Annotated in this window: 26 protein-coding genes; 15 read left to right on the top strand and 11 right to left on the bottom strand. The window is 57.4% G+C overall.

Annotated features, from left to right (window positions below; genetic code table 11):
- Positions 1 to 40: 40 nt before the first annotated feature.
- From glgX to AC4LF3_RS15800, 3 genes are all read left to right on the top strand, one after another.
- The gene (glgX, locus tag AC4LF3_RS15810) at positions 41 to 2140 is read left to right on the top strand and encodes a glycogen debranching protein GlgX (RefSeq protein WP_491835747.1); all 2100 of its coding nucleotides are present in this window, start codon (positions 41 to 43) and stop codon (positions 2138 to 2140) included.
- A gap of 123 nt (positions 2141 to 2263) precedes the next feature.
- Positions 2264 to 3274 carry a class 1 fructose-bisphosphatase gene (locus AC4LF3_RS15805; protein WP_010795543.1) on the top strand — a complete coding sequence of 337 codons (1011 nt, stop codon included), beginning with the start codon at positions 2264 to 2266 and terminating at the stop codon, positions 3272 to 3274.
- Between the two features lie 158 nt (positions 3275 to 3432).
- Positions 3433 to 3840, top strand: a complete 408-nt coding sequence (locus AC4LF3_RS15800) for a hypothetical protein (RefSeq protein WP_491835744.1) — start codon at positions 3433 to 3435, stop codon at positions 3838 to 3840.
- 47 nt (positions 3841 to 3887) lie between these two features.
- Here AC4LF3_RS15800 and AC4LF3_RS15795 read toward each other — a convergent pair whose 3' ends face one another.
- The 6 genes from AC4LF3_RS15795 to AC4LF3_RS15770 form a co-directional block, all read right to left on the bottom strand.
- A complete protein-coding gene (locus AC4LF3_RS15795) occupies positions 3888 to 4475 on the bottom strand; it encodes an O-methyltransferase (protein ID WP_491835742.1) in 588 nt (195 codons plus the stop codon).
- A 114-nt stretch (positions 4476 to 4589) separates the two neighbouring features.
- Complete coding sequence (locus AC4LF3_RS15790) at positions 4590 to 5639, bottom strand: acyltransferase family protein (protein WP_491835740.1); 1050 nt, start codon at positions 5637 to 5639, stop codon at positions 4590 to 4592.
- Positions 5640 to 6113: 474 nt separating this feature from the next.
- Positions 6114 to 6641 (bottom strand): hypothetical protein, encoded by a 528-nt coding sequence (locus AC4LF3_RS15785; protein WP_150346741.1) that lies wholly within the window; start codon positions 6639 to 6641, stop codon positions 6114 to 6116.
- 131 nt (positions 6642 to 6772) lie between these two features.
- The gene (locus AC4LF3_RS15780; RefSeq protein ID WP_162997549.1) at positions 6773 to 6913 is read right to left on the bottom strand and encodes a hypothetical protein; all 141 of its coding nucleotides are present in this window, start codon (positions 6911 to 6913) and stop codon (positions 6773 to 6775) included.
- Positions 6914 to 6966: 53 nt separating this feature from the next.
- Positions 6967 to 8019, bottom strand: coding sequence for a GGDEF domain-containing protein (locus tag AC4LF3_RS15775; RefSeq protein ID WP_491835738.1), 1053 nt, complete (start codon positions 8017 to 8019; stop codon positions 6967 to 6969).
- Between the two features lie 174 nt (positions 8020 to 8193).
- Complete coding sequence (locus AC4LF3_RS15770; protein WP_074822494.1) at positions 8194 to 9555, bottom strand: MATE family efflux transporter; 1362 nt, start codon at positions 9553 to 9555, stop codon at positions 8194 to 8196.
- 168 nt (positions 9556 to 9723) lie between these two features.
- On the opposite strand from AC4LF3_RS15770, the gene AC4LF3_RS15765 reads away from it, so the two are divergent.
- Complete coding sequence (locus tag AC4LF3_RS15765; protein WP_074822498.1) at positions 9724 to 10575, top strand: urea carboxylase-associated family protein; 852 nt, start codon at positions 9724 to 9726, stop codon at positions 10573 to 10575.
- Positions 10576 to 10631: 56 nt separating this feature from the next.
- Here AC4LF3_RS15765 and pcp read toward each other — a convergent pair whose 3' ends face one another.
- Genes pcp through AC4LF3_RS15750 form a run of 3 tightly spaced genes read right to left on the bottom strand, consistent with a single transcriptional unit; the run spans position 10632 to position 12968 of the window.
- Complete coding sequence (pcp, locus tag AC4LF3_RS15760) at positions 10632 to 11273, bottom strand: pyroglutamyl-peptidase I (RefSeq protein ID WP_074822501.1); 642 nt, start codon at positions 11271 to 11273, stop codon at positions 10632 to 10634.
- An 8-nt stretch (positions 11274 to 11281) separates the two neighbouring features.
- Positions 11282 to 12232: a DUF979 domain-containing protein gene (locus AC4LF3_RS15755; RefSeq protein WP_074822504.1), complete on the bottom strand. Its 951-nt coding sequence runs from the start codon at positions 12230 to 12232 to the stop codon at positions 11282 to 11284.
- Positions 12233 to 12236: 4 nt separating this feature from the next.
- Positions 12237 to 12968 (bottom strand): DUF969 domain-containing protein, encoded by a 732-nt coding sequence (locus AC4LF3_RS15750; RefSeq protein WP_491835734.1) that lies wholly within the window; start codon positions 12966 to 12968, stop codon positions 12237 to 12239.
- A gap of 359 nt (positions 12969 to 13327) precedes the next feature.
- Here AC4LF3_RS15750 and AC4LF3_RS15745 point away from each other — a divergent pair, with 359 nt between their 5' ends.
- The 6 genes from AC4LF3_RS15745 (at position 13328) to bfr (ending at position 18237) form a co-directional block, all read left to right on the top strand.
- Entirely contained in the window at positions 13328 to 14242 is a 915-nt protein-coding gene (locus tag AC4LF3_RS15745; RefSeq protein WP_074822512.1) for a LysR family transcriptional regulator, read from the top strand.
- Between the two features lie 97 nt (positions 14243 to 14339).
- The gene (locus AC4LF3_RS15740; protein WP_074822516.1) at positions 14340 to 15086 is read left to right on the top strand and encodes a 5-oxoprolinase subunit PxpA; all 747 of its coding nucleotides are present in this window, start codon (positions 14340 to 14342) and stop codon (positions 15084 to 15086) included.
- On the top strand, positions 15083 to 15763 hold the full coding sequence (locus tag AC4LF3_RS15735) for a 5-oxoprolinase subunit B family protein (RefSeq protein ID WP_074822518.1): 681 nt from the start codon (positions 15083 to 15085) through the stop codon (positions 15761 to 15763). Before AC4LF3_RS15740 ends, AC4LF3_RS15735 begins: the two co-directional genes overlap by 4 nt.
- Positions 15760 to 16713, top strand: a complete 954-nt coding sequence (locus AC4LF3_RS15730) for a 5-oxoprolinase subunit C family protein (RefSeq protein WP_491835731.1) — start codon at positions 15760 to 15762, stop codon at positions 16711 to 16713. Before AC4LF3_RS15735 ends, AC4LF3_RS15730 begins: the two co-directional genes overlap by 4 nt.
- A gap of 94 nt (positions 16714 to 16807) precedes the next feature.
- Positions 16808 to 17701, top strand: a complete 894-nt coding sequence (locus AC4LF3_RS15725) for a PA4780 family RIO1-like protein kinase (RefSeq protein WP_491835729.1) — start codon at positions 16808 to 16810, stop codon at positions 17699 to 17701.
- Positions 17702 to 17745: 44 nt separating this feature from the next.
- Positions 17746 to 18237 carry a bacterioferritin gene (bfr, locus tag AC4LF3_RS15720; RefSeq protein WP_010795526.1) on the top strand — a complete coding sequence of 164 codons (492 nt, stop codon included), beginning with the start codon at positions 17746 to 17748 and terminating at the stop codon, positions 18235 to 18237.
- A gap of 31 nt (positions 18238 to 18268) precedes the next feature.
- On the opposite strand, the gene AC4LF3_RS15715 is transcribed toward bfr, so the two are convergent.
- Together AC4LF3_RS15715 and ada are read right to left on the bottom strand one after the other, a co-directional pair.
- Complete coding sequence (locus AC4LF3_RS15715) at positions 18269 to 18508, bottom strand: hypothetical protein (protein ID WP_010795525.1); 240 nt, start codon at positions 18506 to 18508, stop codon at positions 18269 to 18271.
- A gap of 25 nt (positions 18509 to 18533) precedes the next feature.
- Positions 18534 to 19595 (bottom strand): bifunctional DNA-binding transcriptional regulator/O6-methylguanine-DNA methyltransferase Ada, encoded by a 1062-nt coding sequence (ada, locus tag AC4LF3_RS15710; RefSeq protein WP_286788181.1) that lies wholly within the window; start codon positions 19593 to 19595, stop codon positions 18534 to 18536.
- A gap of 186 nt (positions 19596 to 19781) precedes the next feature.
- Here ada and AC4LF3_RS15705 point away from each other — a divergent pair, with 186 nt between their 5' ends.
- The 5 genes from AC4LF3_RS15705 to AC4LF3_RS15685 all read left to right on the top strand — a co-directional run bounded on the left by AC4LF3_RS15705 (position 19782) and on the right by AC4LF3_RS15685 (position 24987).
- On the top strand, positions 19782 to 20540 hold the full coding sequence (locus AC4LF3_RS15705; RefSeq protein ID WP_475256792.1) for a substrate-binding periplasmic protein: 759 nt from the start codon (positions 19782 to 19784) through the stop codon (positions 20538 to 20540).
- The gene (locus AC4LF3_RS15700) at positions 20531 to 22447 is read left to right on the top strand and encodes a GGDEF domain-containing protein (protein ID WP_286788183.1); all 1917 of its coding nucleotides are present in this window, start codon (positions 20531 to 20533) and stop codon (positions 22445 to 22447) included. Before AC4LF3_RS15705 ends, AC4LF3_RS15700 begins: the two co-directional genes overlap by 10 nt.
- Positions 22444 to 23181, top strand: a complete 738-nt coding sequence (locus tag AC4LF3_RS15695; RefSeq protein ID WP_491835727.1) for a substrate-binding periplasmic protein — start codon at positions 22444 to 22446, stop codon at positions 23179 to 23181. Before AC4LF3_RS15700 ends, AC4LF3_RS15695 begins: the two co-directional genes overlap by 4 nt.
- 166 nt (positions 23182 to 23347) lie before the next feature.
- Positions 23348 to 23977 (top strand): phosphatase PAP2 family protein, encoded by a 630-nt coding sequence (locus tag AC4LF3_RS15690; protein ID WP_073449899.1) that lies wholly within the window; start codon positions 23348 to 23350, stop codon positions 23975 to 23977.
- 146 nt (positions 23978 to 24123) lie between these two features.
- On the top strand, positions 24124 to 24987 hold the full coding sequence (locus tag AC4LF3_RS15685; RefSeq protein ID WP_010795519.1) for an isocitrate lyase/PEP mutase family protein: 864 nt from the start codon (positions 24124 to 24126) through the stop codon (positions 24985 to 24987).
- Positions 24988 to 25036: the final 49 nt, after the last annotated feature.

The following is a 25036-nucleotide window of genomic DNA, read 5'->3' as shown; positions in this document are numbered from 1 at the left end:
TTTCGCGTGCCGGCTTTTTTCTGCTTTACGGAGATTTTCTGTGCCCCGCCACGTGACTCATCTCGAAACCGGAAACCCTGCTGAACTGGGCGCGACACTGGTCGGCGATGGCATCAACTTTGCCGTGTGGGCGCCAGAGGCCGAGCGGGTAGAGCTCTGCCTGTACGATGCCAAGGGAGAGCATGAAACCCATCGGCTCGTCTTCCACGAAAAGACAGGCAGTGTCTGGCACGGGCATTTTCCGGGAGGTAAGGCGGGGCAGCGTTATGGGCTGCGGGCTTATGGTGCCTATCAGCCTTCTCAAGGACTTTACTTCAACCCTCACAAGCTGCTGGTCGATCCTTATGCCAAAGCAGTGGACCGCCCGTTCGTGCTGCATCCCAGCGTCTATGGCTTCGATCCAGACCACCATGATCGCCCGGACCATCGCGACAGCGCGGCTCATGTTCCCAAGGCCATCGTTCAGGCACCGTTAACACCGCTTGAGCTGGAAGGCCCGCGTTACAGGGGTAGCCAAAGCCTCATCTATGAGCTGCATGTGCGTGGCATGACTATGCAGCATCCCAAAGTTCCTAAAACCATGCGTGGCAAACTGGCCGGGCTTCGGCAGCCTGCCGTGATCGAGTATCTGCAAAAGCTTGGCGTGACTACGCTGGAGCTGCTCCCTATTGCGGCCTGGGCGGATGATCGTCATCTGCCCAAGCTTGGGCTTGGCAATTACTGGGGCTATAACCCCGTCACCATGATGGCTGTCGACCCCCGTCTGGCAGGACGTGACGCCATTATTGAGTTACGTGAAACCGTGGCAGCGCTGCATGCGGCAGGGTTCGAAGTCATCCTTGATGTGGTGTTCAACCACACCGGTGAAGGTGACGAGCTGGGTCCGACCTTTTGTATGCGAGGACTGGATAACCGAGGCTATTACCGGCTGCACCCAGACGATCCTTCGGTTTACATCAATGATGCAGGTTGCGGTAATTGCCTGGCGCTGCAACGCGAGCCAGGGCTGAGGCTGACAATGGACTCGCTGCGCTATTGGGTGCAGGCGGCAGGTGTAGACGGTTTCCGTTTCGATCTGGCGCCTGCACTTGGACGACTTGAGACCGGCTTTAGCGTCGATGCACCATTGATGCTGGCTATTGCCCAGGACCCGGTTCTGCGGGAGGTCAAGCTGATCGCCGAGCCTTGGGATATTGGCCCAGGCGGCTATCAGGTCGGACAGTTCCGTAGCCCTTGGGCTGAATGGAATGATGATTTTCGCGACGATGTTCGCAAGTTCTGGCGGGGCGACGACGGCATGCGTGGCGCACTGGCGACCCGATTGTCAGGAAGCGCCGATCTGTATGACCGGCACGGCCGGAACATCGATGCCAGCATCAACTTCGTGACGGCTCATGATGGGTTCACGCTGGCAGACCTTGTGACTTATGCACATAAGCATAATGAAGCCAATGGCGAAGAAAATCGCGACGGGACTCAAGACAATCACAGCTGGAACAACGGTGCCGAGGGCCCGACCGACGATCCCCACATCAATGAGCAGCGTGCAGCTGATCAGCGTGCCCTGCTGGCAACGCTGCTGCTGGCAGGTGGCACGCCAATGTTGACGGCTGGCGATGAGTTCGGTCGCACTCAGCATGGCAACAACAATGCCTATGTTCAGGATAATCCGCTGTCATGGTTGGACTGGGCACTTGCCAGCAGCCCAACCGGCAAACGCCAGATCGATTTTGTCGCCCGGCTGGCTGCGCTGCGTCGTCAATACAAGGCGTTGCAAGCCGAGCACTTCATCGGGCGCCCCGCTCACGGTGACTGGGTTAGTGTGCAATGGCTCGATGCAGAGGGTGAACCCCTGGACGAGGCGGGTTGGAATAGTCCTGAATCTGCGCCATTGGCACTGGTGCTCTCGCCCATGAACGGTGCCGGGCACCTCAGGGCAGAGCGGTTATGGCTCTGTTTCCAGCCGCTTAACCATCCTCAGACGTGTCGGTTAGCGCTATCTCGTGACGGCCATCACTGGTCGCTCATTCTAGATAGCGCACGACCTGAACTGGAAGCCGGTCATGCAGTCTACTCCAGCGCCGAAAGCCTAGCGCTCGGCCGCGGTGTTAGCATAGCCGTGGAGTTGCTGCGTCCCTAGCGGCGTGCAGACCTTGTCTCTCGAACAATCAGAACGTTGGGTGGGGCTTGTAGGCCGCTTCGCTTGAGACGGAGCTTGAGCATCCGCGCTACACTGCGCGAACCTTTTCTACCGGAGCCTCACATGTCCCGTATTACGCTGAGCCGCTATCTGATCGAACAGACCCGTAGTCATAAAACCCCAGCCGATCTGCGTTTTCTGATCGAAGTCGTAGGCCGTGCCTGCAAGCGAATCAGCTATGAGGTATCCAAGGGTGCGCTAGGTGGCGTACTGGGCAGCATGGGCACTGAAAACGTTCAGGGCGAAGTTCAGAAGAAGCTGGACGTCCTGTCCAACGAAATCCTGCTTGAAGCCAACGAGTGGGGCGGCACCCTGGCTGGCATGGCGTCCGAAGAGATGGACCAGGTTCACCAGATCCCCGGTGAGTACCCCAAGGGTGCTTATCTGCTGATGTTCGATCCGCTAGACGGCTCCTCCAACATTGACGTGAACGTGTCGGTTGGCACTATCTTCTCCGTTCTGCGTAAGGATCATGGAGGTGCCACCTACGGTGATACCACTGAAGAAGCCTTCATGCAAAAGGGCACTGAGCAGGTCGCTGCAGGCTATGCCATCTATGGCCCCCAGACCATGTTCATTCTGACCCTGGGTGATGGCGTCAAAGGCTTTACCCTGGACCGTGAGCTGGGCAGCTTCGTATTGACACACGAAAACATCTCCATTCCTGAGACAACTGCCGAGTTCGCTATCAACATGTCCAACCAGCGTCACTGGGAGCCGCCGGTACAGCGTTACGTAAGCGAGCTGCTGGCTGGCAAGGAAGGTCCGCTGGAGAAGAACTACAACATGCGCTGGATCGCCTCCATGGTGGCCGATGTGCATCGTATTCTCACTCGTGGCGGTATCTTCATGTACCCACGTGATGCTCGTGAACCGGAAAAGCCCGGCAAGCTGCGTCTGATGTACGAAGCCAACCCGATGGCCATGCTGGTCGAGCAGGCAGGCGGTGCGGCCACTAATGGTTACCAGCGTATTCTGGAAGTTCAGCCGGAAGGCCTGCATCAGCGTGTAGCCGTCTTCCTTGGCTCCAAAGAAGAGGTCGAGCGCGTTACCCGTTACCATCAGGACGCCTGATGGCCGACTGGCCAATGGTCATTTACCGTTGGCCAGTTCTCTTCTCTCGCTAATGCAGGCTTCGTTCAGCCTGTATTAAGCCGCGATTCAGACGCTGTTAAGGGCTCTTTTTCTACTCTGACCCTGCTTGCTCATTCATGGCCAGCGAGGACAGCATTATGAATCTCTTTCAGAAAATGGCAGCGTTTGCAGTAATCAATACCGTAAGCTACACCGCCCTGGCAGCAGATCGCGATGCTTCTGTTGAAACCCCGGTCGGCTCTACGAGCGGTGATGTGATGGATACCCGTGACTTACTGCAAACAGTCAAAGAATCCGATACTGGCGATGAGGTTTCCCAGGGTCAGTCATGGAGTCAGCGTCTTGGGCGCTCCGGTCAGCGCTATACAATCGCAACCCAACGCTTCAACGGTGAGGCTATTGAGCCGCATAACCTCTCCGGGCATTACTCCGGTGTCTCGGCCACAAACCCGCCGGGTACTGTAACTTTCGAGGTTCTGTCCCTTGAGCAAAGCACATCGGCTCACCAGTCGACACCGTACTCATCTGGCAAAGGGACAATCTGACGGCGTAAACCTCTGCACGGGAGCGTAGTGCTCCCGGCAGGGCAGGTTCAAGGCCGACGGGTTGCCAGAAACTCACCTTTGCCTACCGGCACAAGGCAAGTCGAAAAGTCCGGATCGCTCTCAACCAGAGCCTTGAAGGCCGCCATTTCATCGGCATGGGACAAGGCATTGTCCACGATCAGAAGGCCGCCCGGGCGCAGGACTCTTCTGAGGTCAGGCCACCAGCCACAATATTGGCAGCGTTCGGAATCAAGAAATACAAGGTCCAGTGAGTACTTGTCCTGCGCAGCCAGGATGGCACCGCCGTCACTGTGAAGCTGTGTTATCAGCGCTTCGAGCCCGGAGCGCTTGAAGTTCTGCCGTGCCAGCTCGATTTTGGCTTCGGAAAGCTCCACGGTGCGAATGGTTCCGCCCACTGTATGAGCTGCTTTTGCCAGCCACAAAGTGGAGTAGCCATTGGAGGTCCCGATTTCCAAGACACGCTTGGCATTGGTAGCCTGAACCATGACATAAAGAAACTCACCCGTATCACGTGTGATGTTCAGCATGCGACTTGGCCGCTCATGGGTACGGTTATCGTTAACTTCCCCAAAAGTTTCCAGTTCTTTTAATAAAGTATCCAGATCTGAAGGCATTAATTATCCACTCACTGTTTTTGTTTTAGGGAATTAATACTGCTGGATAATAGTAAGTGTTTGGAGAATAAAAAAGCCCCGCCAATATAGTTAGCGGGGCTTTTAGTTAACGCTTTAAGAAGCAAGCGGGGGTGTATCGTTACTCGGCTGCTTTGGGTGCTTTTTTAGGAAGTTTAACTTTGGTGCCTGGAACATATAGTCCATGTGCAGTTTCAGCATGATCTTGGCCGCAATAATCGGTACGACAATGCCAACAAGGCACGCTGCAAAAATATGTAGGTAGACGTTATCGACATGCAGAAACTTGCTCAGGATAACGCGCACGCCGCTCCCGGCCAGGATGTGCATGAGATAGATCGGCATGGATAGCGTGCCGATGGTAATGAACCACTGAACAGGTTTGCGGGCCAGCAGCATGGACAGGCTCGTAACCAGCAGAATGGCCGATAGCGCCACCATCAGCGACATCCATCCGCGGTCGGTATAAGTGTGATGCGAGATGATATGGAACTGATACTCCAGCCCCGCTGTAACCAGAAGCGTAAAGGCTGCTATGCGACCTGGCTGCGCTTCGATGGCAGCAGCAATATTGGTAAACCAGACGCCAAAGGCGAAAAACACGAAGTTCTGAATCAGAAAGTCGACCAGCATCTGGCGCGGCGCGTATTGCTGGAGCCCGTAGGCCACGGCGGACAGCAGGAAAATGGGTAGGAAAACCTTCTTCGATTTGCTGCCGTACAGCACGATGGACAAAACAAATACAAAGAACAGCGCATACAGGAACCAGAACTGAGCTCTGGGCCGCCACAATAGGGAGAACACCTCACCCAGCGTTACATCGCCATTGGTATAGCGAGAGAGGAAGGCTTCAATTACGCCCTGCAGGATTGACCAGACAAGGAAAGGGTAGACAACCGTGTCCAGCTTGTTGACGAACACGCCCTTACCGCCGCGACTCGTTAGCGATTTGAAGAAAAACAGGCCAGACAGGAAGAAGAACAACGGCATGTGAAAGCTGTAGATGATGCTGTCCACAAGCATGTGCGTCTCGACATCGGTCTTGATGATGCCGGCATTTAAAAGCCCGCGGAGCACATGGCCATAGACAACCAGGATTATACCAATGGCCTTGGCATAATCGACCCACACATTTCGGTTATTCATTGAACTATCCTTGATTCAAAGGTTGAAACTAAGACGATTTTTTAGAGGTAGTAAGTTGGGATCCAACTGCTCATCCCTGTGCCTGAGGAGTTCCGCTTCCTTGGTCAGGCTTGGCCGCTTTAATAACAACGCGAGATCGTAAAGCCATCATAAATTAGAATGTGAAACGTATAGTGAAAAGTCTAAAAAAATAATTCCGACAATCGGGATTTGCTTTAAAGTCTGGCCAGACCTGCACACGCTTATTGTTATTAGCAAAAATAAATACGCCAATAAAACCCTGAATAAAGAACGGGTTTTATAACAAGATAAAAACGTGTTTATGGAACAATCACAACTCCAGCGACGAGGTCTGACAATGGCGATGTGCTATTGTTCCGTGGCGCTTTGAAAAGATTTCGCTGTTCTGTCTGGCAGATCGCCAAATCAGCATTTGAGGCTGGACATCTGCACGCTGGAGTGCTCACTGGCAATCTAGAGGTCTGGATTGATGCCCTTGAGCTGCTGTTTGACGAGGATTTTCTCGTAATCGGGTGAGGTGTAGATCAGAAGTGCCTGCCGCTTCATATCTGCGTTGGTGGAAAACCTGTAGAACACCGTATTGTTATCGAACGCCATGAATGCATGACTGTTGGGCTGACTTTCCAGTTTAATGAAGTGATCGGACGGCGATTGCGAGGAGGGTGGCCCATATTTCTCGGTCAGGCCTTGAGCAATGAGAAAGCTCTTTTCAACTGGCGTGACAATCGAAAGGCGCAAGAAGCGGTTGTCGATAAAGAACAGCCCAGCCTCAAGGCTATCCTTGCCCAGCTTAAGATCGGGGCAGCTGTAATACTCCAGCCCCTCGATAGGTGCAGTACGCGGTGTCAGGGTGCAGATCTTGCTTTCCAGTACCGTTTGCTTGCTATCACCAAAGTGCAAACCCTTATAGCCGTCTACGGCTTGGGAAAGGCCTGCATGCAGCGAAGCGATAACGCCTAGCAGATACCCTGACTTGCGCATTACATGACATTCCGACGTAAGGGTGAGTGATGATGACGCGCATCATACCTCATGTCAGCGATGTTGAAAGAAGTGGTGCAGTCGCCGGGTAAGCCGGGAGGGGAACCCAGGCTTACCCGTTCAGAGGTGAATTACCAGACGCCAGGAGGAATGATGTCGTCAGAGTCATATTTGATCTTGTCGATGTTCTCTTTCTTGCTGTGTTCCGGCGTCGTGTCATCCAGGGTTTCAGGCTGGGTATCGTCCTTGGGATAGTCATCAGCTTCAGGCATACAGGCGTCCTCCAGTGGATACGGGGTCTCTTGTTTGGGCCGATAAATGCCCGTCAGGTTCCTTGGGAGCCTGATTCAGAGGCCATCACGACTCGATTACGGCCCTCGTGCTTGGCCTGATAAAGAGCCGCATCAGCGCGTTTCAACAGTGACTCGGCAGGTTCATCCGCATCCCCATCTGTACCGCCAATGCTGGTGGTAACCGCAACAGGGCCGTTGACGGTCAAAAAGGGGGTGTCAGCAATGGCAAGGCGTATGCGTTCAGCTATGCCGTCCAGCTGCTCCGCCTTGTCGATGCGGGTAATCACGGCAAATTCTTCACCTCCCAGTCTGAGTAACAGGTCATGGGGGCGAAGCGTGGTGGCGATCCGATGCGCGGTTTCGACAAGCACCTGATCGCCTGCGGCATGGCCATGCTGATCGTTGACTGCCTTGAAGTGATCCAGGTCGATGAACAATGCGCCGATTCGCTCGTTGTCGCGCCGTGCGGCAGCTTGCTCGACCGGATAGAAGTGCTCCAGCGCCGCACGATTCCATAATTGTGTCAGCGGATCGAGCATCGCCCTGCGGCGTTCGCGTGAGATAACGGTGCGCAGGTAGCGGGTCTGCTCTGAAAGGCTGCGTAGTTTCAAGTAGCCGTCAGCCATTTGGGCAAGGTCTCTCAGGCGGTCACGCTCCTGAGCCGTCAGCTGCCTGGGCTCGGAATGCATCAGGCACAGGGTGCCAATGGGCAGACCTGATGGCGCTACGAGGGGATGCCCGGCATAAAACCGTATGTACGGGGGCTCGATCACCAGTGGGTTGGATGCAAAACGCTCATCGCTCAAGGCGTCCGGTACGATTAGCGGGCGATGGGTATCGAGCAGAGCATGGGCACAAAAGGCAACACTGCGTGCTGTAGCGCTGAAGGGTGATCCACTGTGGGCCTTGATGCACTGTTGTTCACGGTCGATCAAGCTGATCAGCACTCGGTCGACCTTGAACAGGTCCCGCGCGATCCGCACCAGGGCATTCATATAGGCATCCGCCGGGGTGTCCAGTATTTCAAGCGACTCCAGCGCTTTTTGGCGCTCGGCTTCACGAGGGTGTGCAGGCGCAGCGTGCATGGTGAGTCCTGTGGCAGGTAGGTGCGATAACCTTGTTCCAGAAGGCGTTCCGCTTGATATGACCCTTGGAAACGCGCGGTGTTGCCAAGGAAAATAGGCGGCGTGTAGGAGGCGAGAGACGAAGCCCGGCTGTCATCTCTCCGCTGGGCTACCTGTGCCAACCTTTGCTAGGCATCAAGAAGGGTCTTGAGGGTGCTGATCAGGTATCCAGGCGTTGCGTCTGGTCATCTGCCAGGCCTGAAAGCTCTGGACGATACCTCTCAAGGCCATGAAGCCCAGAAACGACAACCATAGCCCATGGTTGCCCAGGTCTTTGAGCGCAATGCCTAGCGGCAGGGCGAGCAGGACGGCAATGACCATCGCATTGCGCATTTCCCGGGCTCGGGTTGCTCCGATGAACAGCCCATCCAGCAGGTAACTGCTCATGGCAATGACTGGCAGTGCGGCCAGATACGGGAGGTATGTATAAGCCGCTTCACGTACCGCGGGAAGATCGCTTTGCAAGTCGATGAAGCGTGCACCGAACAAGGCAAATCCCAGGGCAAATAAGAGACTGGCCAGCAGCGACCAGCCGGCGGCAATGACCAGGGTTTGCCGGAGGGCCTTGCGATCACGAGCCCCAATGGCGTGCCCTGCCAACGCTTCCACCGCATGGGCAAGTCCATCCAGGGCGAATGCGGTCACCATCAGGCCATTGAGGAGAAGGGCGTTAGCGGCCACCGTGGCATTACCTAAACGTGCGCCCTGAAATGTGATCAGAAAGAAGACGCCTTGCAAGGCCAGCGAGCGGATAAAGATATCGCGGTTAACCGCCAGCAGGGGGCGCCAGGTGGACCAGCGCTTGAGTCGCTTGATGCGAACCGCGCCTGCCATGTGATGCAGTGTCTGGCGCGCCAGCCATAGGCCGAGCCCCACGCCGAACCACTCGGCCATGGCGGTTGCTGCTGCAATACCGCGAATTCCCCAGCCAAAGCCGAACACGAACAACACGTCGAGCAGCAGATTGACGATGTTGGTGGTCAGCAGCATCGCCAGCGGCGCACGCGCATTCTGGGTGCCCAGCAGCCAGCCGATCAGGGCATAGCTCGACAGGGCGGCAGGCAGACCCAACAGGCGAATCTGGAAAAAGCGCTCGGTGGCCTCGCTCAACGCTGCCGAGGAGGTCATGCTGTTCAGCAGCAGAGGAAGGCCTAGCAGTGAAAGGCCGATCAACCCCAGCGCCAGCACACAGGCCAGCAACAGACCTTGCAACAGAATTTGCCGAAGCGCACTGCCATCCTTACGGCCGCTGGCTTGCGCAGCGAAGCCGGTCGTTCCCATGCGTAGGAAGCCCAGCACCGCGACCATTGTAGTGTAGAGGCTTCCCCCCACCGCCACGGCGCCCAGATCATGTACATCCGGCAGATGACCGGCGATGGCGCTGTCTACCAGGGTCACGAGGGGTACGGTCAGGTTGGACAGAATCATCGGGCCGGCCAGCAGCCAGACACGACGATGCATTGGACGGTAGCGCCAATCGGCAAGCAGGGTGGACATAAGGGCTCCAGTCAGCAGAACCCCTAGTGTAAAGGCTTACCGATCATCATGTTTCATGGCTGAGAAAACAGTACTGGCCGGGCAGGGGCGGCAGGGCTAGTGTTGAGGGTGCGCCATCGGCATGGCATTACCTGTGTGTAGTGATTTTTCTTTGGGAAAGGAGCTGACATGTATAAGCATTACCCTGCTGCCTATCAAGCGAGCCACGGTTCGGCCCTGTCGGTGGATACGGCCTTCTATGACCGTATTCGGGAGGGCAAGGATAAGCGGACGCTTATTGAGTCCTTTGACGTTCCGATCCGTACCGGTCGTGCGTGGCGGGTGCCGGCCGGGCATGTCTTTCGAGTGACGACGCCTGTAGGGCCGCAAGTGGGCGACTTCAATATCTGGAATGCCCATGATCCACGCGAGCGGTTATGGGCAGCCCGTACCCGTCAGCTACAGGGCGCTCATGTGTCTATCTATGATCGACTGTGGTCGAACCTGCCCTTTCTGCGGCCAATGGTCACCATCACGGACGACACCCTGGCCAATTATGGCATCGACGAACATGGCGGGCGCGTTCATGACCTGCTGGGCACCCGCTGCGATCCTTACGTCAACAAGCTCCTGACCGGAGAAGATTTCCATCATCACTGCCATTCGAACCTGACCCGCGCGGTATTGCCCTACGGGCTGACCGAGTTCGACGTACATGATGTGCTGAACATTTTTCAGGTGACCGGGCTTAACGATGAGGACATGTACTTCATGAAGGCCTGCCCGGCGAAGCAAGGAGACTACCTGGAGCTTTTCACGGAGATCGACGTGCTGTGCGCTCTGTCGACCTGCCCGGGTGGTGATCTGTCCGTTGCGCTGTGGGGGCCGGACGCGCAAGACCCGCTGTCCGTCTGCCGCCCTCTGGGCGTTGAGGTTTATTCGCTGGATGACACCCTACTGGCAGGCTGGTCATCCCCGGAGCGGGCGGGTTACAAGGGAAACCACGGCCTGGAGCTGGTGAGGCCTGCGTGGGATCGGTGAAGGACTGTCCTTTTGAGCCTTGCACTGTACAGCCGTGTTCCGTGTGACGGTAAAAGCTAGTTCAGTTGTCCACCGGTTTCCTTGAGATCGGTGGGCGTCATCATGGCCGCTTTCACGGCAATTCCAAGACCCGCTACCAGGGTCTCGAGTGCCATGGAGGGCTGGCCTGGATGCCGGGCCGCTTGTTCGGGCAGATAAGGGATATGAATGAAGCCGCCGCGCACATTCGTGCCGGCGAGCCGGTGCATCAGTCCATAGAACACATGGTTGCAGACAAATGTGCCAGCCGTCTGCGATACCGAGGCAGGAATACCGGCATCCCTGAGTGCCCGTACAATGGCTTTAATAGGTAGCGTCGAGAAATAGGCCGCCGGACCGCCTGGCACTACAGGTGTATCGATGGGTTGTTGACCATTATTGTCGGGAATACGGGCATCGTTCACGTTGATGGCTATGCGCTCGAGGGTCAGGTCCGTACGCCCCCCGGCCTGGCCTACACCAATCACCAGGGCGGGCCGATGAGCTGCCAGCATGTGATCCAGCGAGACCAAGGCAGCACCAAAGACGCACGGCAGCTGGCGCGTGATGATGTAGGCATCGCCCAGATTCAGACCATCCAGTTGGCGCACGGCCTCCCAGGAAGGATTCACGGGCTCGTTCTCGAACGGTTCGAATCCGGTCAACAGGATGGTAGTCATGGTGGTCCTCACATCAGGATATATAGCAGCATGATATTAACTGCCAATAGACTCAAGGCGGTGGGGATTTGTGCCTTGATGACACTATTCTTGTCCGGCAGATTCAGCAGGGCGGCTGGCACGATGTTGTAGTTGGCTGCCATAGGTGTCATCAGCGTGCCGCAGTAGCCTGAAAACATGCCTATGGCCGCCATCACCGCCGGGTTGGCATCGTATTGCCCGATCAGAACCGGAACGCCCACACCGCCTGTCATCACCGGGAAAGCCGCAAAGCCGTTACCCATAATGATGGTAAACAGCGCCATCCCCACGACATACACGGCCACCGCCACGAAGCGGAAATCCATGTTGATATAGGAGGTGGTGAGGTGGGCGACAGCCTTGCCGACGCCCGCATCGTTGAACAGGAGCCCCAGCATGGCGAGCATCTGCGGCAGTACCAGGGCCCAGCCCAAGGCCTCGGTCAGGCGGCGTGATTCGCGCATGGATTGCACAGGCGTATCGCGCGTCAGCCAGCAGGCGAGGGCCAAGGAAATCAGACAGCCGACCCCCAGGGAGACAAAGGTCGTATTTTTAGGATCCAGCAGTGGAAGACCACCGATCTGCACGTCCTTGACCACTACCGAGCCGATAACGGTGACCAGCGGAATGGCCAGGGCGGGAATGAACAATTTGTTCTTGAGGCGCAGCGCACTGGCTTGGCGTTTTTCAGCAGGCAATTCCCCATGCTTGCCCAGTCCGACGCCACCTGTGCCTGCAATGACGGCCATGACCAGCACGCCTACGCCTACCCAGGCGGGCGGCAATAGATCGCCTACCAAAAAAACAAGGCTGAACAGCGCCCAGAAAAAACCTGTCGTCCAGCGCTTGGGATGAGCGCGATCGGCAAAGGTCATGATTGCCGTGATTGCCAGGATGATGCCGGCCAGCCAGTAAAGGTATTGAATCGAGAGGATCATGGCATCACTCCTGACGGCCGATAGGCGTATGGTCGGTGTCCGGACGTTTTCCGCCCAGCTCGCGCTCCAGTTGGCTATTGAAGCGCTTGAGGCGAATGGCATGGATGATGAACGCACAAATGGCGGTAGGAATGCCCCAGACCGCAATGTGCAGCGGCTCGACATCGATATTGGAGCCGAGCAGGAAGGTATGCATCAGGGCGATGGCACCAAAGGCGACAAAGATGTCCTCGCCAAAAAACAGGCCGACATTATCGGTAGCGGCGCACAAGGCGAGCAGTTTGTAGCGAATTTTCTCCGGCAGCTTGCCGTAGCGGTTTTCTGCAGCACCTTCCGCCATGGGCGCTAGCAAAGGGCGTACCATTTGCGGATGCCCTCCAAGGCTGGTCAGGCCCAGCGCAGCCGTCAGCTCCCGTACAAACAGGTAAAAGATCAGGAGCCGGCCCGCCGTGGCGGTGCGGATCTTGGCAATCCAGTTCTGGGCATGTTCACGCAGGCCATGCCGTTCAAGAAGACCGATTACGGCAAGCGGCAGGAGGATGATGAGGGGCAGGGCACGTGTCTTGACGAACCCGGCGCCGATAGTGGCAAGAATGGTCTCGAACGGCATGGATGCCGCAAAACCGGTCGCCAGGGCTGCCAGGGCTACGACCAGCATGGGATTGAAGCGCAGCACAAAGCCGATGACGATGACCAGCACACCGATCAGTGGCCACAGGTTGACTGTGGTTTGCATAGGGAGTCTCCCTCGCCGGTTATGCCCAGGCAGGTGGGTTTGACGGCTGTGTGGAGGCGATCGGGAGCGCCTCCTTTGATATTTACGCCGCCCGAGCCGGCGTCAGTTCTTGTTATGACTGCAACGGGCACGATCGCGCCAAAGGTATCAATCTGCGATACCAGAAACCTGCAGTGGCTCGCTCAAGGCGAAGCGTCCCCATTTTTTGTATGGATAGTGAAGAACGTCCAACAAATAAAAGTGTTCACCGCTGATTGATAAAAAGCGTGGCCTTTCAGGGGCGAGGCGACTGACGGCCAGTGGTGAGAGGTCGTTCAAAGGGGGTAGAGTGAAATGCTCTACGGGGATGGTAAGCCAGCATGAACCTTCGCTTTCTCGAAACATTTGTCTGGGTGGCGCGTCTGGGCAGCTTTCGGCTGACAGCTGAAAAACTGTCCAGCACCCAGGCGGCAATTTCCAGCCGTATCGCCGTGCTTGAAGGCGAGCTGGGTGTCCAGCTGTTCCTGCGCGATCCACGAGGCGTCACGCTGACAGCCGATGGCCAGAAGGTCTTGGGTTACGCCGAGCAGATGATCGATACCTGGCACGACCTGCGCAAAGTGCTTGGGCAGGAAACCCGGCTGAGCGGACGGATACGCATCGGCGCCATGGACACGGTCATCCACAGCTGGCTGAGCGCCTTGTTCACTTGTGTAACCGACGCCCATCCAAACGTGGAAATCGAGTTGCTGGCCGATACAGCGCTCAACTTGAGCGACCAGCTGCTCAAGGGACAGCTTGATCTGGTATTCCAGACCGATCTCTTGCGCGCCGAAAGCGTGCGTAACCTGAAGCTGGCCAGTTATCCCATCCGCTGGGTGGTTGCAACCGACTCGCCGCTCAACCGCGCGTACACCAGTCTGGATGAGCTGGCCCGCGAGCGGTTGATTACCTTCTCGCGTAATTCGCGTCCCCATCAGGACCTGCTTAACTTTCTGCATCAGCATGGGATTTCGACGCCCCGGGTCTCTTGCGTCAACTCGGCGGCGGCCATCATCCAGTTGATCAGGGACGGATTTGGCATTGGTGCGTTGCCCCCGGCCCTCGTTAGCGAGGCGCTGAAGCACGGGGCCCTGGCGCTTCTGCCTTTCGAGGCGCCGCCGCCGTTTGCCGTGTATGCCAGTTGGCATACGGGCGTGGGACTGACGTTGAACGAGGCCATTGTAACGCTCAGCCAGCAGGTAGTCGGCGGCTTCTGTGCGCAGGTGGGGCCTGAACAGGCATTACCGGCCTGAAGCAACAAAGCCTTATCGCCGGGGGCCGGAAAGTTTTGTTGGACAGCCGGCATGATTTCCTCAAAGACTGGTTTTTCCGCATCAAGGGAATCCTGATATGAGCACGCGTATCCTTCTGAATTGCGATATGGGCGAAAGCTTCGGGGCCTGGACGATGGGCGACGATGCTCATGCCATGCCACTGGTAGACCAGGCCAATCTCGCGTGTGGCTTCCATGCTTCGGACCCGCTGACGATGCAGAAGACCGTAGCCCTGGCCGTAAGGCATGGTGTTCGAATCGGTGCTCATCCGGCTTATCCAGACCTGGTCGGCTTTGGCCGCCGGCATATGGTGTGCTCGCCGGAGGAGGTGAAGGCGCTGGTGCTCTATCAGATCGGCGCACTGGATGCCTTCTGCCGCGCAGCAGGAACGACCGTGCAATATGTGAAACCTCACGGCGCCCTGTATAACGATCTGGTGCGTGACGATACCTTGCTCACTGCCGTGCTCGAGGCCTGTTTGCAGTTTCGTGAGGGGCTACCGCTTATGGTGCTCGCCAAGACGGACAATACCCGTGAGCAGCAGCTGGCGGAGAAAGTCGGCGTACCCTTGCTGCGTGAAGCCTTCGCCGACCGCGCCTACATGCCCGACGGGCAATTGGCGCCTCGCCGGGAAGCGGGCGCGGTCCATCATGATCCTGAACGTATTCTGTCCCAGGCGATCGCCATTTCCCGCGGGGATGCCTTTCCCGGTTTCGATGGCCAACCCATGTGCCTGACGGCAGACAGCCTGTGTGTCCATGGAGACAACGCCGAGTCACTCGCTGTGTTACGTCGCCTGCGGGCGGCTCTGGATGCGGCATGATCCGGATTGAGCCCTACGGCGCCGAGGCGCTGATGTTGACCCTGGCGGATACACCCACGCCCGATCTCCCCGGACGTATTGCTCGTCTAGCCGATCTGATTGAACACAGACTGGGCGACGGTGTGATCGATCTGGTGCCGGGCTGGAATACGTTGCTCATTCACTATGACTTGCTGCGCTACGACCTGACGGACATTCAGGCTCGCGTCACGGCGATCGTCGAGCGGTGGCGCAAGGAGCCGGAAGCCGTGCAGAGCACTTCACGCCGGCATGAAGTGCCCGTCTGGTACTGCGGGCCGGACCTGGAGCCGGTGGCCAAGGCCTGCTCGCTGACGGTCGCGGAATTGATTGCTTTGCATAGCGGACGCGATTATCTGGTCGGTGCCATCGGCTTTGCGCCCGGTTTTGCCTATATGGGCGAGCTGGATGAGCGAATTGTCCTGCCTCGACTGGCCTCACCACGGCCTCGGGTAGAGGCTGGCAGCGTGGCGATTGCCGAGCGCATGACCGCCATCTATCCCCAGGCGTCACCCGCGGGCTGGCATATCCTTGGACTAAGTGCCTGGCCGCTCTTTGACGCACAGGCCGAGCCGCCATGTCCGCTTGCTGTGGGCGATCAGGTTCGGTTCGTTGCGGTTGACGAGGCCGCCTATCGCGCCGCGGGAGGTCAGGTATGAAAGGGTTGAAAGTCATAAAACCGGGGCCGCTGAGCCTGCTGCAGGACGTCGGTCGTTATGGGTGGCGTCATCTGGGCGTATCCACATCAGGTCCGATGGACCGTCAGGCGGCGGCCTGGGCCAATCATCTGCTCGAAAATCCCTATGGTAGTCCGGTCCTGGAAATTGCCCTGGGTGGCGTAGAGCTGGAAGCCCAGGTCGATACCTGGCTGGCGCTGACCGGGGCGCCGCTGGGCGCGACGGTAGATGGACAGACGGTTCCTGCCTGGTCGCGCTTCTGCATGAAGGCCGGGCAGCGGCTGCAATTAGGATTTGCCCAGGCCGGGCAACGCGCTTACCTGGGCGTAGTGGGTGGCTTCAGGGGTAAGACCGTGCTGGGTAGCGTGGCCACACATCGTCGCGAAGGTCTGGGCGGCCTGAATGGCGATGGTCAAGCGTTGCAGGCCGATGACATTCTGGTTTGCAGCCCTGGGCTTGAGGCTTTCGACAAGGCACTGGGTGCGGCGAGCCGCTTCATTCCCGACTACCGCGAGTCTCCGGTGTTGCGTCTGGTCATCGGGGGCGATGGAGAAGCCTTTGCGGTCGAGCAGCGGGATCGGTTCTTTGGTTCATCCTGGCGAATCAGTCCTCAGGCCGATCGCATGGGGATTCGTCTGCAGGGCGATGCACCGCTTGCAGCGCCAGTCCGTCAGTGGTCTCTGGGGGTTCTGGCCGGAGCGGTTCAAGTTCCGCCGGAAGGCCAGCCCATTGTGCTCATGGCAGACTGTCAGACCATGGGGGGATATCCGGTCCTCGGCTTCGTGCATCCGCTGGATCTCTGCCGGCTGGCGCAATGCCCTGCCCACCATGAAGTGCGCTTCAGGCCGATCGAGCTGGAGGAGGCCCAGGGTGATCTCAAGCGGTTCTATCGGTTTTTCAAGCACCATGAAATGAACTTATGTGCGGACTAGAGGGTGCCGTTTGTGCGAGTGATTTTTGCTGAGCCGTGCGTCATGACGTATAACGTTATGTAGGTATGGCCAGAAGTGATCAACGTACAAACAGATGAAAACACCCAAGCGCATGGAATCTCTGGTCGAGGACGGCCTGATTGATGAGGTGCTGCGCCCGCTGATGAGCGGCAAGGAGGCCTCCGTATATGTAGTTCGGTGCGGCGACGAGATCCGTTGCGCCAAGGTCTACAAGGAAGCAAACAAGCGCAGCTTTCGTCAGGCGTCCGAGTATCAGGAGGGTCGCAAGGTGCGTAATAGCCGTCAGGCACGCGCCATGGCCAAGAGCACTAAATACGGCAGAAAGGAACGGGAGGAAGCCTGGCAGAATGCCGAGGTTGCCGCCCTGTACCGGCTGGCTGGCGCCGGCGTTCGCGTACCGAAACCGCATGACTTCCTGGACGGCGTCCTGCTGATGGATCTGGTGACGGACGAGCGGGGGGATGCCGCTCCGCGTTTGAATGACGTGACCCTGACGCCCGACGAGGCCCGTGAATATCATGAGCTGATGATCCGGCAGGTGGTGCTTATGTTGTGTGCCGGACTGGTACACGGCGACTTGTCCGAATTCAACGTGTTGTTGGCGACCGATGGGCCGATGATCATTGACCTCCCTCAGGCAATCGATGCGGCGGGCAACAACCATGCCTTCCGTATGCTCGCCCGTGATGTGGAAAACATGGCCCAGTATTTTGGGCGTTTTGCGCCTGAGCTGAAGCAGACCCGGTATGCACCGGAGATGTGGGCGCTTTATCAGAAGGGCGAGCTATACCCGCACACCCCGCTTACGGGCATCTATGCTGAACCCGAGGGGCAGACCGATGTTTCATCCGTCATGCGCGAAATCGAAGATGCCCGGCGCGAAGAGGCACGTCGCCAAGCGGCTCGTAAAGAGGCCGAGGCACCGTCGTCCAGCGATGAGCCTCTACCCCCGCCATGGCTGAGCTGAGCCTGATGTTCGGCCCGGTGCGATCATTTTATTAGGTAGTAACCATGAAAGGTCATACGCAAGTCATTGATTATCTAAAGGACCTGCTCCGTGGTGAGCTGGCCGCACGCGATCAGTACTTCATCCATTCCCGTATGTATGAAGACTGGGGGTATCTGCGCCTTTACGAGCGCATCAACCATGAAATGGAAGAGGAAACCCAACATGCAGATGCCCTGCTGCGTCGTATCCTCTTTTTGGAAGGGCAGCCGGACATGCGCCCCAAGGACATCAATGTAGGCCATACAGTGCCGGACATGCTGCGCAGCGATCTGGCGCTGGAATACGAAGTGCGTGAGGCACTGGCCCAAGGCGTTGCGCTGTGTAACAGCGTGGGTGATTTCGTCAGTCGTGAAATCCTGGTGGCACAGCTTGAAGACACCGAGGAAGACCACGCCTATTGGCTGGAGCAACAGCTGCGCCTGATTGACAAGCTGGGGCTGGAAAATTACCTGCAATCCCAAATGAAGGCCGGCGAGCCTTCCGAGGCGGTATAGCGCGCCTGGTTATGAGGCGCAATACAGCGCCTCAGGCCACTTCCTGAATACAGACATCACTCAGCCCAACCTCAACGGCACGTCGCTCGATGCTAGGCTGAGCATGCAGCTCCCAAGGGGCATCCACCACACCGGTGGGCTCGGGGACATGCTTGATCAGTAGCTGCATGATGGCCTGCTCCTGAGTGATGGGTTCAAAACTCTCCATCTGTTCTTCGAGCGGCTCGCCATTAAAGCGGTAGTGAATGGCGTAACGGTGCAGGTTATGCATAACGATCTCCTTGAAGGGCCTGTACCTAGATGGACCGCGGCGGCGCCTTACTCGTTTCAATCATTTCGGCCTCGCGCTTGAGTAGCGTCTCCTTGCGCGCAACGCCCCAGCGATAACCGGTCAACGCTCCGCTGGCGCCGATGACGCGATGACAAGGCACCAGCAGGCCCAGGGTGTTACTGGCACAGGCGCGGGCAATGGCGCGTGGATGACTGTCCAGTTCTACAGCAAGCTCTCCGTAGCGCCGGGTCTCGCCGGGCGGGATCTGCATGAGGGCCTGCCAGACCCGTTGCTGAAAGGCACTACCCTGCATATCCAGCGGCAGGGCATGCACCTGGGTCGGCTTATCGAGCTGAGCATGGACATGGGCAAGCTCATCGGCCAGGGCGGCGTCGTCATGCTCGCAATGGGCGGCGGCAAAGCGCTTGGCCAATTCCCGTTTAAGCGCTGATGCCTCGTCCCCAAACAATACGGCGCAGAGGCCACGGGAGGTCTTGGCGACTAATACCAGCCCAAGTGAACATACAGCAATGCCATAACGGATGTGTTCTCCCGCACCCTTGCGCCGACGTTGCGCCAGCGCCAGGGCGTTGGGCTGTTCATAGACAGCGCGGCTGCTGCCATACCCACTGGCTAGCGCAGCTTCCAGAACAGTCTCCGCTCGAGGCAGGTTGGCCTGCAGACGCTGCTGGCGACGGGCTTCAGCCCAGGCGCGGGGTGTAAGCCCGGTACGCTGTTTGAACAACCGGGCCAGATGCGAGGGTGAAAGCCCAATGCGCGAGGCCAGTTGATCCAGGGAGAGCGGCTGCTCGGCCTGGTCGAGCAGGGCACATGCGGCCTGAATCAAGGCGTCCTGCTGCTTAACGGGGCTTTCCCGGTCCGGCTGACAGCGTTTACAGGCGCGATACCCGGCTGCTTCTGCCTCGCGTGGCGTTGTGTAGAACGTCACACGTTCCTGACGAGGACGACGGGCAGGGCAGGAGGGGCGGCAATAGATGCCAGTGGTCTGGACCGCAAACACGAATCGGCCGTCATGGGCCGTATCGCGGGTACAGACGGCATTCCAGCAGAGGTCGATGTCGAGCATGGCGGGGATCTCATCTCGTCAGGGTTTGGATGATTGTCGGCTTCCAGGCCGCGGTGGGCAATCCGATTCACGCTTTCAAATCCGTACAGGCACGCTCCGTCCGAGACGAATAAAGATTTGTATCACTCGAGCGATACCCTCTCACAGTTAACACGAAACTAGCCTCTGGGCTTCTGGGACCAGGCAATGAGCCAGATCAAGACCGCACTGTTTTTTCTGACGCTTCTCATGGGCGGTCTGCAACCTGTTCAGGCCCACGAGGTAGCGCTGCGCGTCGTGACTGAAGAGCTGCCGCCTTACAACATGACCATTTCCGGCAAGCTGACCGGCTTTAGTACAGAAGTTGTAGAAGCTGTATTGGTCCAGGCCGGACTCAACGGGGCCTTTCAGTCAATGCCCTGGGCCCGCGCCTACGAGACGGCGCTGCACGATGAAAATGTCCTGATTTATTCGATTGCCCGTACACCCCAGCGGGACGGGCTATTCAAATGGGTTGGCGTCATTGCTCCAGCTCAATGGGGGCTATTCAGTGACCGTACGCGAAATATTTCTCTTAATGCACTTGAGGATGCCAGGCGCTATCAGATCGCTACGGTACATGGTGATGTAGGTGAACAGTATTTGCAGTCCCGCGGCTTTTCCGTGGGACTGAACCTGCAATCCAGCAATACCTATGCGCAAAACTACCAGAAGCTCAAGCGTGGACGGGTGGACCTGTGGGTCGCCAATGCCGTTATGGCCAAGTATCTGGCACGGCAGGCAGGTGAACCGTTTGATGACACCGTGACTCAGGTTTATCCACTGACCGATATCGGACGCAACGAAGGGCTGTATATGGCTTTCAGCACCCGGACGCCCGATGAAGTAGTCGCCCGAGCCCGAGAAGGGTTCGAGCAGATCAAGCGTAACGGTATCTATGAGGCATTGAAAAAGAAATGGCTGTAGATACCGATAATACTCATGCAGAGCTGCCGGAGCACTGGCAGCAGGGACGACACTCGCTGGGCTGGCGTCTGGTAGTTGTCACGCTGGGGTTCTGTTTTTTTTTCACGCTGATCACCGTTGGGGTTCGTACCTGGGCGGTGTGGCACGAGAATGTCCATCAAATGGACATTGAGTTGGGGCTGATCGAGCAGGTCTACCAGCGCACCCTGACCAAGGCCATCTGGGACATGGATCAGGAGTCGGTCGAGGCGCATCTGGACAGTGCCGTTCATATCGCGTCGGTGGCGCGCGTGCAGCTGACCGTCTTTTCCGCTCAGCAAACGCCGATCGTTCAGGTGCGCTCCCGTACCGGATGGATCGAGTCAAACCTGGCTCCGATGCGCCAGGTTCCTCTGGTCTTTTCACCGTACGCCGGGAGTAGGGAGACTGTTGGGGCGCTGAGACTCTATGGCAATGAAGAGCTGCTTTGGTCTGAACTGAAATCGGTCGTGGTGTCAATCGTCGGGTTCCAGCTCCTGCAATCCATGCTGCTGGCCGGCCTGATCATTCTTATGTTCAGCCGTCTGGTCACGGTACATATCCGGCGTATTGCGCTTCACTTGGCTGAGTTGAGCCCCGAGCGGCTTCACCTTCCCTTACGGCTTTTTCGTTCTGCCAGGCGCGAGGACGAATTGACCCTGTTGGTACAGGGGATCAATCAGCTACAGAACAACCTGTCCGGGTATCTGGGGCGGCAACATGTGTACGAAAAGGAGCTGGCCGCGCACCGGGATCAGTTGGCCGAGCGCGTACAGGCCCGTACGGCGGAGTTGCAACGCCTGACCGAGGCGCAGCACATGGTGCTGTTGTTGTCTAATCGGCTTATCCGTGCGCCGTATGAGCGGCTGGAGCTGTATCAGCAGTCCTGCCTGAGCGAAGTGGCCCAGCGCCTGGGGGCCTGTTATGCCCTTTGGTATATCCGTGAGGAGTCGGGCATTTATTTTCGTCTGGCCATGCATTGGTGCTGTGAAACTCACGCCGTCCCGGAAAACCAGATCACCGCAGCGCAGCTGGCGCATCTGGAGGTACTTCTTGATCAGGGCGAGCCGGTTACGTTCACTTCCGGCAAGGCGCTTACCGATGTGCTGTCAGCGTATGGTGCTGTCGCCTTCCAATTATTGAATGCCGAAGCCACTGCATTTGTCCCGGTAGGAGCTGGCGATGAGCAGCTGGGTTTTCTGGTGTTCATTCGCAAGCAGGTTACCGACGTCTGGCAACCCGATGAGCACGCTTTGTTGGCCATGACGGCGCAAATGCTGTTGCACAGCACCCGGCATCGCGTGCAGCTGGGCGACATCATGCAAACCCAGGAGGCGTTGCGGGAAGCCAATGCTCAGTTGAAAGCACTTTCGCGGAGCGACCCGCTGACGGGGTTGCCCAACCGGCGGCATTTCGATGAGGTCAAGGACGTTGAGTTCAGCCGTGCTCAGCGTTCAGGCCAACCCCTGTCCGTGCTGATGTGCGACATCGACTACTTCAAGCGCTACAACGACACCTATGGCCATGCCCAGGGGGATGAGTGTCTGCGCCTGGTGGCGGCGGCCATGAAGACCAGCATTGCGCGGGCGGGTGATCTGGTCGCGCGCCTGGGTGGGGAAGAGTTCGCTGTTCTGCTGCCGGCTACAGACAAGGCTGCGGCGTACCTCTTGGCAGAGCGATTGCGTCAGGCTGTCTGTGACTTGGCTATTCCCCATGACGAATCGTCTGTCGCACCCATCGTCACCCTGAGCATCGGCCTGGCCACGTTCGAAGCAGGCATTTCCAGCACCTTTCATGAGCTGCTCGAACTGGCTGATCGATCCTTGTACCAGGCGAAAGGGGATGGTCGTAATCGGGTGGTGAGCGCCACATTCAGGGAGACGTTATGAAAATTGGAAAATGGATGGCACTACTGGCGGGGATGGTTGTTAATCATGTCATGGCCGAGCCGATTCAGGTGGTTACCGAAGAAAGCCAGTTCATTACAGTCAAAAATGGGCGTATTGGAGGAGCGGCAACAGAGGTCGTTGAGCTCACGCTGAGCCGGGCCGGACAGACGGACTACAGGATTGGTCTTTACCCTTGGGCAAGGGCCTACGATATCGCGACCAACCAGCCAAACGTTCTTATCTATCTGGTTGCCCGGACACCGCAGCGTGAACCCTTATTCAAATGGGTAGGGCATGTAACGAGCATGCAATATTACTTTTACAAGCTGAAGTCCCGTACGGATATTGATCCGCAGAGCCTGGAGGATGCGCGGCAATACAGCGTAGGCGTGATGCGTGATGATTTCCGGCATCAGTATCTACTGCACCATGGGTTTTCCCGATTGGTGATATCGGCTGGGGTTGAAGAGAACTTTCAAAAGCTTATCAATGGACAGGTGCAGCTGGCACCGCTGACGGAAAGCAGCGCCGCCCACGAGTGCGCCCGAAAGCATTTTGACTGTACCGAACTGGAACAGGTTGCAGCGCTAGGTACCATTGAGGCGGAACTGTACATGGCCTATAGCGTGGCAACGGATGATGCTGTCGTGGAAAGGACCCGCACCGCCTTCAGACAGCTCCAGCAGGAAGGTGTTGTCGACAAGATCATTGGTACGCTCACGAACAACCATTGAGACACCTGCTCGCTGCATTATGAATTGATCCAGGTCTCGTCTTTACCGTAACGCATTGCCGGTTATTTGCAGGAATACACACCTTGGCAATCCGGTAATCACTTGCGCCGACATGCCGTTATCCTAGGGTGTCTGAGGATTGTTTTTGTAATTAAGGGATTGAGCGATGCAGGCTTTGACAACCATTACCAATTTTGGTGATTCCTCGGTCATGTTGCCGTGCGCATTCATTATTGCTCTATGGCTGTGGCTTGGCGCTTCACGCCGTACGGCACTGCTCTGGCTGTCGTTGTTTGGTGGGGCATGCCTGCTGGTAGCAATTTCCAAGATGGCTTTCTTTGGCTGGGGTATTGGCATCCGCGCCTACGACTTCACCGGCTTTAGTGGACACTCCATGCTGGCCTGCAGTGTCATACCGGTTCTGTTCTGGCTGTTGGCAGCCAAGGCCCGGTCTGTCGTGCGCTGGGTCTGTGCCGGAGCCGGGGCGCTCTTCGCCCTCGCGATTGCGGTCACCCGAATCAAGTTGGGGTTTCACTCGGTTTCCGAAGTGGTTACCGGGGTACCGATCGGCTTTGCAGCCAGTGGCGTCTTTCTCTGGCTCATGCGTGATCGAGCGGTCGTGGTGAAATCAAACCTGGCTGTCATTGCCAGCCTTTTGGCACCTCTGCTGGTGCTCTATGGACTCAATGCACCGACCCAGCATTTCATGGAAGATGTCGCAACCAAGCTGGCCAACGGTGCGAACCCCTATACGCGTGCTCATCAGCGTGCAGGTGTTAAGCCGATAGGCGATTAGACCTTAGTAGGGTGTATGATGGTGCATCCCGAGGAGTGACAGCTGCCATGGAGCAATCTTCTCCCGTACAGCTGTCATAGAAGCATAGATGGTGCGCTCGTGTGTCATCGGCTTCGAATCCATCAGCCCTGTCCAATGGAGGTCTTATGGCCACACCTTCGCAGCATGAGTTGCGAAAGCAGTTTCGTGCATTGCTTGAATCCAATAAGTGCTATGACGTTGGTTCGGTATTCGATCCGATGTCTGCCCGCATCGCGGCCGATCTAGGCTTCGAAATGGGTATCCTGGGTGGATCGGTTGCGTCGCTCCAGGTTTTGGCTGCACCTGACTTTTCCCTCATTACCTTAAGCGAATTCGTCGAGCAGGCGACCCGTATCGGTCGTGTCGCGACACTGCCCATCATTGCCGACGCCGATCATGGCTACGGTAATGCCTTGAACGTCATGCGTACCATCGTCGAGCTTGAGCGCGCCGGTGTGGCAGCCTTGACCATCGAAGACACCCTGCTGCCTGCCCAGTATGGTCGCAAGTCCACCGACCTGATTCCGCTGGACGAAGCTATCGGCAAAATCCAGGCGGCACTGGCGGCCCGTATCGATCCGGCACTGAGCGTGTTTGCCCGGACCAATGCCGGTGTCTTGAGCGTTGAAAAAACCATCGAGCGCGCCCGCGCTTATCAGGATGCAGGCGCCGATGGTATCTGCATGGTGGGTATCAAGGACTTCGATCATCTAGAGCAGATTTCGCAGCACCTGAGCGTGCCGCTGATGCTGGTTGCCTATGGCAATCCCGAGCTGCGTGATTTCGAGCGTCTGGCCAGCCTGGGCGTGCGTATCGTTCTAAATGGCCATGCGGCCTATTTCGCCGCTATCAAGGCCACCTACGACTGCCTGCGTGAACAGCGCGGCATCCATGCTTCCGACCTGAGTGCTTCCGAACTCTCGACGAAGTATTCCACGCTTGATGAGTACCGTGTCTGGGCACGTGACTACATGAACGTGAAAGAGTAAGGCGCTTCTTCGCGTCCCGACTCCAGTGAGCCCGACTGCCTGCTGAACG

The sequence above is a fragment of the Pseudomonas sp. C2.3V genome (assembly GCF_058536325.1).
This window is presented reverse-complemented; position numbering and strand designations above follow the sequence as displayed.

Bases quoted from the DNA above. Each gene is read 5' to 3' on its own strand.
- AC4LF3_RS15805 (WP_010795543.1), top strand. From the start codon at position 2,264: ATGTCCCGTATTACGCTGAGCCGCTATCTGATCGAACAGACCCGTAGT.
- AC4LF3_RS15800 (WP_491835744.1), top strand. From the start codon at position 3,433: ATGAATCTCTTTCAGAAAATGGCAGCGTTTGCAGTAATCAATACCGTA.
- AC4LF3_RS15795 (WP_491835742.1), bottom strand. From the start codon at position 4,475: ATGCCTTCAGATCTGGATACTTTATTAAAAGAACTGGAAACTTTTGGG.
- AC4LF3_RS15790 (WP_491835740.1), bottom strand. From the start codon at position 5,639: ATGAATAACCGAAATGTGTGGGTCGATTATGCCAAGGCCATTGGTATA.
- AC4LF3_RS15785 (WP_150346741.1), bottom strand. From the start codon at position 6,641: ATGCGCAAGTCAGGGTATCTGCTAGGCGTTATCGCTTCGCTGCATGCA.
- AC4LF3_RS15780 (WP_162997549.1), bottom strand. From the start codon at position 6,913: ATGCCTGAAGCTGATGACTATCCCAAGGACGATACCCAGCCTGAAACC.
- AC4LF3_RS15775 (WP_491835738.1), bottom strand. From the start codon at position 8,019: ATGCACGCTGCGCCTGCACACCCTCGTGAAGCCGAGCGCCAAAAAGCG.
- AC4LF3_RS15770 (WP_074822494.1), bottom strand. From the start codon at position 9,555: ATGTCCACCCTGCTTGCCGATTGGCGCTACCGTCCAATGCATCGTCGT.
- AC4LF3_RS15765 (WP_074822498.1), top strand. From the start codon at position 9,724: ATGTATAAGCATTACCCTGCTGCCTATCAAGCGAGCCACGGTTCGGCC.
- pcp (WP_074822501.1), bottom strand. From the start codon at position 11,273: ATGACTACCATCCTGTTGACCGGATTCGAACCGTTCGAGAACGAGCCC.
- AC4LF3_RS15755 (WP_074822504.1), bottom strand. From the start codon at position 12,232: ATGATCCTCTCGATTCAATACCTTTACTGGCTGGCCGGCATCATCCTG.
- AC4LF3_RS15750 (WP_491835734.1), bottom strand. From the start codon at position 12,968: ATGCAAACCACAGTCAACCTGTGGCCACTGATCGGTGTGCTGGTCATC.
- AC4LF3_RS15745 (WP_074822512.1), top strand. From the start codon at position 13,328: ATGAACCTTCGCTTTCTCGAAACATTTGTCTGGGTGGCGCGTCTGGGC.
- AC4LF3_RS15740 (WP_074822516.1), top strand. From the start codon at position 14,340: ATGAGCACGCGTATCCTTCTGAATTGCGATATGGGCGAAAGCTTCGGG.
- AC4LF3_RS15735 (WP_074822518.1), top strand. From the start codon at position 15,083: ATGATCCGGATTGAGCCCTACGGCGCCGAGGCGCTGATGTTGACCCTG.
- AC4LF3_RS15730 (WP_491835731.1), top strand. From the start codon at position 15,760: ATGAAAGGGTTGAAAGTCATAAAACCGGGGCCGCTGAGCCTGCTGCAG.
- AC4LF3_RS15725 (WP_491835729.1), top strand. From the start codon at position 16,808: ATGAAAACACCCAAGCGCATGGAATCTCTGGTCGAGGACGGCCTGATT.
- bfr (WP_010795526.1), top strand. From the start codon at position 17,746: ATGAAAGGTCATACGCAAGTCATTGATTATCTAAAGGACCTGCTCCGT.
- AC4LF3_RS15715 (WP_010795525.1), bottom strand. From the start codon at position 18,508: ATGCATAACCTGCACCGTTACGCCATTCACTACCGCTTTAATGGCGAG.
- ada (WP_286788181.1), bottom strand. From the start codon at position 19,595: ATGCTCGACATCGACCTCTGCTGGAATGCCGTCTGTACCCGCGATACG.
- AC4LF3_RS15705 (WP_475256792.1), top strand. From the start codon at position 19,782: ATGAGCCAGATCAAGACCGCACTGTTTTTTCTGACGCTTCTCATGGGC.
- AC4LF3_RS15700 (WP_286788183.1), top strand. From the start codon at position 20,531: ATGGCTGTAGATACCGATAATACTCATGCAGAGCTGCCGGAGCACTGG.
- AC4LF3_RS15695 (WP_491835727.1), top strand. From the start codon at position 22,444: ATGAAAATTGGAAAATGGATGGCACTACTGGCGGGGATGGTTGTTAAT.
- AC4LF3_RS15690 (WP_073449899.1), top strand. From the start codon at position 23,348: ATGCAGGCTTTGACAACCATTACCAATTTTGGTGATTCCTCGGTCATG.
- AC4LF3_RS15685 (WP_010795519.1), top strand. From the start codon at position 24,124: ATGGCCACACCTTCGCAGCATGAGTTGCGAAAGCAGTTTCGTGCATTG.